The 8,645-nt window shown below is 44.7% G+C and carries 9 protein-coding genes and 1 pseudogene; all 10 read right to left on the bottom strand.

All coding sequences use genetic code 11. From position 1 onward, the window contains the following. Nucleotides 1–267: pilin (locus ACO0KY_RS19265; protein WP_423048794.1), on the bottom strand; the 267-nt coding region annotated here is incomplete at its 3' end. A 398-nt stretch (nt 268–665) separates the two neighbouring features. Further along, nucleotides 666–1,109 (bottom strand): pilin, encoded by a 444-nt coding sequence (locus tag ACO0KY_RS19260; RefSeq protein ID WP_423048792.1) that lies wholly within the window; start codon nt 1,107–1,109, stop codon nt 666–668. Between the two features lie 335 nt (nt 1,110–1,444). Beyond that, nucleotides 1,445–2,041, bottom strand: a complete 597-nt coding sequence (locus ACO0KY_RS19255) for an FHA domain-containing protein (RefSeq protein ID WP_423048790.1) — start codon at nt 2,039–2,041, stop codon at nt 1,445–1,447. A gap of 31 nt (nt 2,042–2,072) precedes the next feature. Then, on the bottom strand, nt 2,073–2,879 hold the full coding sequence (locus ACO0KY_RS19250) for a Stp1/IreP family PP2C-type Ser/Thr phosphatase (RefSeq protein ID WP_423048788.1): 807 nt from the start codon (nt 2,877–2,879) through the stop codon (nt 2,073–2,075). Between the two features lie 331 nt (nt 2,880–3,210). Continuing rightward, nucleotides 3,211–4,092, bottom strand: coding sequence for a succinate--CoA ligase subunit alpha (sucD, locus tag ACO0KY_RS19245; protein ID WP_422993387.1), 882 nt, complete (start codon nt 4,090–4,092; stop codon nt 3,211–3,213). A gap of 18 nt (nt 4,093–4,110) precedes the next feature. Beyond that, a complete protein-coding gene (sucC, locus tag ACO0KY_RS19240; RefSeq protein ID WP_423048796.1) occupies nt 4,111–5,295 on the bottom strand; it encodes an ADP-forming succinate--CoA ligase subunit beta in 1,185 nt (394 codons plus the stop codon). Between the two features lie 31 nt (nt 5,296–5,326). Then, complete coding sequence (locus ACO0KY_RS19235; RefSeq protein WP_423048786.1) at nt 5,327–5,920, bottom strand: DUF2889 domain-containing protein; 594 nt, start codon at nt 5,918–5,920, stop codon at nt 5,327–5,329. 440 nt (nt 5,921–6,360) lie between these two features. Then, nucleotides 6,361–6,819: a recombination regulator RecX gene (recX, locus tag ACO0KY_RS19230; protein WP_423048784.1), complete on the bottom strand. Its 459-nt coding sequence runs from the start codon at nt 6,817–6,819 to the stop codon at nt 6,361–6,363. A gap of 127 nt (nt 6,820–6,946) precedes the next feature. Next, nucleotides 6,947–7,996 (bottom strand): recombinase RecA, encoded by a 1,050-nt coding sequence (gene recA / locus ACO0KY_RS19225; RefSeq protein ID WP_423048782.1) that lies wholly within the window; start codon nt 7,994–7,996, stop codon nt 6,947–6,949. Nucleotides 7,997–8,566: 570 nt separating this feature from the next. Further along, nucleotides 8,567–8,645, bottom strand: a pseudogene (locus ACO0KY_RS19220) (CDP-diacylglycerol--glycerol-3-phosphate 3-phosphatidyltransferase); the annotation flags it as partial.

Below are 8,645 nucleotides of genomic sequence, written 5' to 3'. Positions count from 1 at the left end.
GCCTTGCTGCACCTTGGCATCCCGATGGGACTGAGCTATCTCATTGAAGTCACCGCCTGTACCATTATTATTAGCAATATTTTCAGAAACGGTTGGCTTAAAGCCTTCCATCAAACCAACCACCTCAGTAACGCGGCTGCGTACTGTGTAGTTTTGATATGCTGGCAATGCAACCGCAGCCAAGATACCGATAATAGCAACAACGATCATCAATTCAATCAGGGTAAAACCTTTTTGAACTGCTTTAACAATCTTCATAGATTTCATTATAAATCTCCGGAGGTTAACAAAATTGGGTTACGACTACCACTGTTATGCAAACACCGTGCCAGCATCAGATATCACATTCCTTATAAGCTAAGTGTCTATGTAAATAGTAAGATCCTTGATCAGCAACGACAAAATTCGTCATTAACAGTGACAAATTTCGTCAGCATTTAATTAATTCAGCGAAAATAGTCACATTGATTGGTCAGTTTGGCATAGTATTTAAGACTACAAAGGCTATAAGTGCAAGTTTTTACCTTATACAAGTCAAGAAAAAATGCAAGGATTAATACGTCCAGAATCGGCAATGCATCATTGTAGTAAGACCTGCCTGGAGGTGAAAATGATAAACCCGCCAGAGGCTGGCGGGTTCATGTACTCAGATAACTACACTGAGATTAGTTACGGCATTCAGAAGGAACAAATGGGTAGTTCGCTGTATTAGCACCAGACGCACACTTCCAAGTAACAGGTGAGCCGGTTGTATAGGTAGGTGTTAATGTCAAAGAAACACCGTTCGCTTTTGTAGTACCAGTGCCAGTAATAGCACCAGTAGAACTAGTACATTTTACAGAAGCAGTGTTCACAGTAGCAGTAGTCAGATCTGTAATACCTAAGCAGTTGTTACCGCCTGTGCCATTATTATTAGCGATATTTTCAGAAACGGTTGGCTTAAAGCCTTCCATCAAACCAACCACCTCAGTAACGCGGCTGCGTACTGTGTAGTTTTGATATGCTGGCAATGCAACAGCAGCCAAAATACCGATGATCGCAACTACAATCATCAACTCGATCAAGGTAAAACCTTTTTGCACCATATTCACTGTCTTCATAGATCTCATCTTCATTTCCGAAAAAGGGTTGATAAATAATCAAGCAACAACCAGTTCCATATGAGCATCTACGATAACTAACCTCCCTTAAAATAAAATATAAACCAGTTTATGCAGACTATAAAAAACACCCAGACTGCGAACAAATTTAGCTATATTCTCATCTCATACAAGAGATCGATCAATACTCAAAGCAAAATTAGATTACTTGAATTAGTGGACTATTTAACCATGAATTAAGTGCAAAACACAAAATAATTTTGTGTCGTAACATTATGAATATTAAATTAATTAAAAATTCACAGACCTATTTGGTGCTTTGATAAATTCGATAGCATTTTGAGTTAAACAAACAAAAACTGCATCTTCGTCGACATCAGATCGATGATATCACCACTTGCCAAAGGTGCTGATTTTTCGACATCGACACCATTGACCTTGGGTTTTTGCGAGCCATCAACATGCGCCAGTGAATAATGTTTTTCGTGTTTAGTGATGGCCACGACTTGCACGCCGGGACTTCCGATGGTTGTTATTGGTTTGGTCAGTGTCATTTCTTTACCGGCATTATTGCCATTGAGTACCTTGATTTTGGCAATCTTGGGAATCGCGGTCGCAGAAGCGGATGATGAAATAGTTGTCACCTGCTCATTCTTTTCCACCTGGAACCGCAACTTGTACTTACCGATGTCAATCACATCATCATGTTGCAACAAATGTTTCTTGATCGGCTGACCATTGACCATGGTACCGTTGGTACTGCCCAAATCGAGCACGAAAGAACCGTTGGATGTCGTGTCAATTGCAGCATGCTGACCACTGACAGTCAGGTGATCGATGACTATATCATTGCCGGGGCGCCGGCCTATGGTCATCCGTGATTTTGAAATGCTAACTTCTTGCTGTATCAGACCATTAAAGGTGACGATGATTTTCGCCATAACTCTCTCATCAATTCATTGTGACCAAAAACTACCTACCCAACAGACGTCGCAACCAGGAAAGATTGCGCACTGCATGTACTTTAAATAACACCACGGAAGAATTGTCGTTTCCCCCGGCAGCATTTGCGCTATCAATTAATAATTTACAACATGAAGGCAGGTCGCCGGAGTGCTGCTGCAATATGACTTGAATTTCATCATGACTCAGCATATCGGTCAATCCGTCTGAGCATAACATGTATAAATCTTGTTCTTGTAACGGATGTGCATGTATCTCAACGTCGACATTTTCTTGGGTGCCAACTGCTCTGGTAATTAAATTCTTAATATTAGAAAACCGTGCTTGTGCCTCAGTGACGAGTCCGGCATCAAGCTGCTCCTGAAGGACGGAATGATCGTGTGTGAGGATCGCCAGTTGGCCATCTCTGAACCGATAGGCTCTCGAATCTCCAACATGTGCCAGCAAGAGCTTATCTTGTGAGCAACACGCCACCACTACCGTCGTACCCATGCCAAAGCATTCGGCATTGGTTTGTGAAGCATATAAAACATGGCGATTCGCCAATTCGATAGATTCAGTCATCCAGCGCGACAATTTGACCGCTTGTAAACCCAAGCGAGCAAACCAGGTTGTATCGAGCTTGGCACATAAATAATCAGCTATAACCTGCGTTGCCATCGCACTGGCTACTTCTCCGGCTTTATAGCCACCCATACCATCGGCCAAAATGGCACACCCATAATCCGCGCACACAACGATAGCGTCTTCATTGTGATCTCTGACGCGACCCGTGTCTGAGAGAGCGGCGAATTCTAGTACGTGCTGATATGCCATCGATAATATATTTGCTGGATAAATGGAAAAACTGTTGATATGAATAAGAAATATGGAAGCTTGCGAGCCGAGGCAGTTCACACTCCTCCGAACAGCAATACACCTTGTATTTGCATGCTCATCAGCTGGGACAATGCAATACGGGACTACGCTATTCTTACGACCATCATTTGTTTTTTTTCGTTATTGGCTCAAGCTTAACATTAAGAAAATCAATTTGCACAGATATCAAGTCAAACCGTCGCGAGATCCATAGAAAAAGCCGCGATGAACGCGGCTTTTTTGTACTACGACTGAACTGATGCCGTGAAGGCGCCGTATTTACGTCAGATTACAGCATCGCTTTCAACAAACGCGCCATTTCTGACGGGTTCTTAGTTGCTTTGATACCGCATTCTTCCATGATGTCCAGTTTTGCTTGTGCAGTATCTGCACCACCGGAGATCAAGGCACCTGCGTGGCCCATACGTTTGCCTGGAGGCGCAGTAACACCAGCGATGAAACCAACAACTGGCTTCTTCATGTTGTCCCGTACCCAGTAAGAAGCATTCGCTTCATCTGGACCGCCGATTTCGCCGATCATGATCACAGCGTCTGTGTCTGGATCATCATTGAACATCTTCATGATGTCGATGTGTTTCAGACCATTGATCGGATCGCCACCGATACCAACAGCGGAAGACTGACCCAGACCCAGTGCAGTCAATTGACCCACTGCTTCATAAGTCAATGTACCGGAACGGGAAACCACGCCGATACGACCTTTACGGTGGATATGGCCAGGCATAATACCGATTTTGATTTCGTCTGGTGTGATCAGACCCGGGCAGTTAGGGCCGAGCAATTTTGTTTTGCTACCAGCTTTAGCCATGCGGTCTTTCAACATCATCATGTCACGAACTGGAATACCTTCTGTGATACAGATAGCCAGATCGAGTTCAGCTTCAACAGCTTCCCAGATCGCTGCCGCTGCGCCTGCTGGTGGAACGTAGATTACGGAAACAGTCGCGCCTGTTGCTGCTTTAGCTTCAGTAACGTTAGCAAAAATAGGAATGCCTTCGAAATCTTCGCCGGCTTTCTTTGGATTCACGCCAGCAACGAAACATTCTTTGCCGTTCGCGTAATCGCGGCACATACGTGTATGGAACTGGCCAGTTTTGCCAGTGATACCTTGGGTAATGACTTTAGTGTCTTTATTAATCAGGATGGACATATTGATTCCTTGCGATAATTAAGCGTGAGCTGCGGCAGCGGCAACAACTTTCTGCGCTGCTTCTTCCATCGTGTCAGCAGAGATGATTGGCAGACCAGAGTCAGCCAACATTTTCTTGCCGATGTCTTCGTTAGTACCCTTCATACGTACAACCAGAGGCACTTTCAAAGAAACTGCTTTAGATGCAGTAATCACGCCTTCAGCAATCACGTCACAACGCATGATGCCGCCGAAAATGTTAACCAGGATGGCTTTCAAGCCTGGATTTTTCAACATGATCTTGAACGCTTCAGTCACTTTTTCTGCTGTTGCACCACCGCCAACGTCCAGGAAGTTAGCTGGTTCGCCGCCGAACAGTTTGATCGTGTCCATTGTTGCCATCGCCAGACCAGCACCATTCACCAGGCAACCGATGTTACCGTCGAGAGAGATGTAAGCGAGGTCAAATTTAGACGCTTCGATTTCTGCTGGATCTTCTTCATCCAGATCGCGGTAAGCAACGATTTCTGGTTGACGGAACAAGGCGTTCGCGTCGAAGTTGAATTTTGCATCCAGAGCGATCACTTTGCCGGAGCCTGTCAAGATCAATGGATTGATTTCTGCCAGGGAGCAATCTGTTTCCATGAAGGCTTTGAACAAACCTTGCAATTGAACGCGCGCATCAGCGATAGAGCCTTCTGGCACACCGATTTTGCGGGAGATATCATCTGCTTCTGCATCTTGCAGGCCAGCACTTGGATCAATAGCGATGGAGTGAATCAGTTCTGGATGTTTTTCCGCAACTTCTTCAATATCCATACCGCCTTCAGACGATGCCATCAACACAACGCGCTGGCTGATACGGTCAGTAACCATACTAACGTACAGTTCTTTAGCGATATCGGCACCTTCTTCGATCAACAAACGACGAACTTTTTGACCTTCTGGGCTAGTTTGGTGTGTTACCAATTGCATACCCATGATCGCATCAGCGTATTCACGCACTTGCTCCAAGGATTTTGCAACTTTAACGCCGCCGCCTTTACCGCGACCACCAGCGTGGATTTGCGCTTTGACGACCCAGACTGGTCCGCCCAAGGTTTCAGCCGCTTTCACTGCTTCATCAACGGACAAGCATGGGATACCGCGCGGTACGGTCACTCCGAATTTACGGAGGATTTCTTTACCCTGATACTCATGGATTTTCATACGACTTCCCTTCAGACACTGAGGTATAAATAATTAAACAAACAAACTAGCTGGGTGATTTTGCGTCAGGCGAAGGTTTCGCCCAACGCGGGTAATACTGAACAACAGCCGGTCCGTCAACACGCAAAGCATGGCAACGGTCAAGCTGGAAAGGTTGTTGAGTTTGGTTAGCATTGCCAGCGGTATCACTGGCGCTGTCACGGGTATCGATCACATCGCCTGCAAAGGCCTGGATCGCCGCGGTTGGTAAAATTTGTGCGAGTTCGGTTAAATGCGTGCAGCCATGTATTCCTGCCAGACGTTCTTTCACGCCCTGACGGAACTGCTTCATCAAATTTAAACCGACCAGCTTTTTGTAATCCGGGGTGATCGCTTCGCAATAACCGGGATAAGGAACAGCGTCAGAACTTGCTTCGACAGCGATCACTTCAAGTTTTCGATCTACAGTGACGCGCAGATGCAAGTCGTGCAGCGCCTGACCTTCTGGGCGTACGCCGGAGGCAAGCTTAATGTCACGTGTCTTGTGATCTGTAATATGGGCGTCAAAATCCCACAAGCCATCTTCGCGTTCGTACGCAGATATGCTGATGGCACGCGTATGCTTCAACGTGCGTGGGATTGTCGGAGATGATAAGGGCATCATGCCTTGCTGGCGGCTAATTCTATATAAAAGAGCCACAATTGCGCGTCGTTACCGCAGCTTCTACGATAACAGCCGCTCCTGCGGCGCTGCAAAAAACCTTCGAATTCTAGCACAGCTAAAACCTGAACTCACCAAATGCGCTCATTTTTTGCACTTGCATAGAACAAAACTGCTCGAATTAATCAGTGAATTTGCATTTTTATTGTAATTTTGATTGCGCTTTTGATGATAAGTGGGCGTAATCAAAAACATCGAAAACAAATATCTAATTACTTCCCTCCTCATCAGCGGGACGGAAAGGGTGGGTGTGAGGGTTCACCCGCTGCCAAAATGCTTCGTGTCGCTGGCATGTTGATTTCCTGATACCACCCCGTCCAGCACAGTCATTACTTTCTTCCGCTTTCGGGCGAAAGGTCTTCAAAAGCAATGAGAAATATTTATTGATCTTCATCTTCCCGCGGTTCTCGCATCGCTTGCTGAATCGCCTTCCCTGAAAAGCCTCGTTGCTGCAAAAATCGACTTTGTTTCAAACGCTGTTCATAATCCTCGGGGGGGCGTGGGAACTTGCGGTGCAAGACCTCAATGGCCCTTGCGCTTTCGGTTTCAGATAAATTCGCTTTCACTCGCTGAATTTCAACGTCATCCATCTGATGACTTTGTAGCTCAGCCAAAATTCTTTGATTGCCAAAACGCGCAGAACGTCGATTCACTAATGAATCAGAAAACCGTTCTGCTGACATAAAGTTCGATGCTTCCAACCACGTCAGCACCGCCTCAATATCATCGCCCTCTTCTGCATAAACGGACAATTTTCTGGCCAGTTCTATCCGACTATGTTCGCGCATAGACAGATAGCGGAGTGCTCGCCCTTTCAGGCTTAATTTTTGTTTCATCATGAAAGTGACTTTATTGAGCAGCAACATCAAGCATCAAAAAAAAAAGCCGACAACTTCAGCATTTTTCTAGCTGGAAATTATCGGCTTCAGTTAATGTAAGTAAGAACGACTACTTAAATCAAATCAATCATGCAGCTGCGGCATCAGCATTCGGTGCTGGCAAAGCTGGAACACCAAGATGTTCACGCACTTTGTTTTCAATTTCATACGCCAGTTGTGGACGCTCTTTTAAGAAATTACGTGCATTATCTTTACCCTGACCAATGCGTTCGCCGTTATAACTATACCAGGCACCCGCTTTTTCAATGATCTTAGCGTCAGCACCCAGATCAAGAATTTCACCTTCACGGGAAGTGCCTTCTCCATAAAGAATATCGAAATGCGCTTCTTTAAATGGTGGCGCCACTTTATTTTTTACAACTTTAACTTTGGTTTCGTTACCAATAACTTCATCACCAGCTTTGATTGAGCCTGTGCGACGAATATCCAAACGAACAGAAGCGTAGAACTTCAGCGCGTTACCGCCAGTTGTAGTTTCTGGGCTACCAAACATGACGCCAATTTTCATACGAATCTGGTTAATAAAGATCACCAACGTATTTGTACGTTTGATACTGCCAGTCAACTTACGCAATGCCTGCGACATCAAACGCGCTTGCAATCCAGGTAAAGAATCACCCATATCGCCTTCGATTTCAGCACGTGGTGTCAATGCAGCCACCGAGTCAATAACCACCAGATCAACGCTACCAGAGCGCACCAACGCATCAGTAATTTCCAGCGCCTGCTCACCTGTGTCAGGCTGAGAAATCAGTAAATCATTGAGATTAACGCCTAGCTTCTGAGCATATCCAACATCAAGGGCGTGTTCCGCATCAATAAACGCGCAGGTGCCACCGAGTTTTTGCATTTCTGCAATCGCTTGCAGCGTCAGCGTCGTTTTACCTGAAGATTCTGGACCGTAGATTTCAACCACACGGCCACGTGGCAAGCCACCAACGCCCAGTGCAATATCCAGACCTAATGAGCCTGTGGAAACAACTTGAATCTCTTCCACCACAGCGCCATCGGCCATACGCATGACCGAACCTTTACCAAATTGCTTTTCGATTTGTGCCAGCGCCGCAGCGAGCGCCTTGCTCTTTTCTGAGCTGTTGTCAGATTTCTTATCGTCCATACATTCTTTCATTCAATAAGCAGCCGGTGGAAAATAAACGCCTGAGTTAAATCCGCGTTTTGCAGTACTGTATAAAAAAACAGTGATTTATGCAAGCGACTTTTTCATTGTTATTGAAAATGTGCAGTCTCTACCCTGAAGATCACTTGGGTTTTTATCAAAAAACATGGAAAAAATTTCAAATAAAATATCAATGCTGTCGATATTCACTTAACTCTGAATTTTGTTCAGCTAACTCTGAATTTTTTTGGATACATGTGGATATTTACCGTAAATAACCGAACTAACGTGTGCAATAGATAAATGATGGAGAATGATTTTTACTGGTAAGAATTGTAACCCTCCCGTAAAATCAAGCCATGCATAACTAGAGTTCTTGAGGCGAACTTATATGCCAAAGGAGAACAGAAATGTCAGAATTCATCTATCTTTGAACTCCATATTCCGAAAAATCAAAGGTTTATCAAAAAAGAATTTATTTATTATTGAATTGAAAGTTCAGCTATCTTTGAACTAAAGTGTCCGTATTAAAACCACTCTAAGCAAAATTAATTTCAACACAATTCGAGATGGCAAATAAAAAACACCGACCACGAGAGGAATCAGTGCTACGCGCAACCATGTGAGAAGAATAGGAAAATTAAATGGC

Source organism: Undibacterium sp. Dicai25W (genome assembly GCF_049340505.1).
Lineage (GTDB): Bacteria > Pseudomonadota > Gammaproteobacteria > Burkholderiales > Burkholderiaceae_D > Undibacterium > Undibacterium jejuense.
Note: the sequence above shows the minus strand (reverse complement) of the source record. Positions and strands in the feature narration are given on the sequence as shown.

Excerpts from the sequence above, each read along its gene's own strand:
- ACO0KY_RS19260 (WP_423048792.1), bottom strand. The coding sequence starts at position 1,109 with ATGAGATCTATGAAGACAGTGAATATGGTGCAAAAAGGTTTTACCTTG.
- ACO0KY_RS19255 (WP_423048790.1), bottom strand. The coding sequence starts at position 2,041 with ATGGCGAAAATCATCGTCACCTTTAATGGTCTGATACAGCAAGAAGTT.
- recX (WP_423048784.1), bottom strand. The coding sequence starts at position 6,819 with ATGATGAAACAAAAATTAAGCCTGAAAGGGCGAGCACTCCGCTATCTG.
- ACO0KY_RS19250 (WP_423048788.1), bottom strand. The coding sequence starts at position 2,879 with ATGGCATATCAGCACGTACTAGAATTCGCCGCTCTCTCAGACACGGGT.
- ACO0KY_RS19235 (WP_423048786.1), bottom strand. The coding sequence starts at position 5,920 with ATGCCCTTATCATCTCCGACAATCCCACGCACGTTGAAGCATACGCGT.
- sucD (WP_422993387.1), bottom strand. The coding sequence starts at position 4,092 with ATGTCCATCCTGATTAATAAAGACACTAAAGTCATTACCCAAGGTATC.
- recA (WP_423048782.1), bottom strand. The coding sequence starts at position 7,996 with ATGGACGATAAGAAATCTGACAACAGCTCAGAAAAGAGCAAGGCGCTC.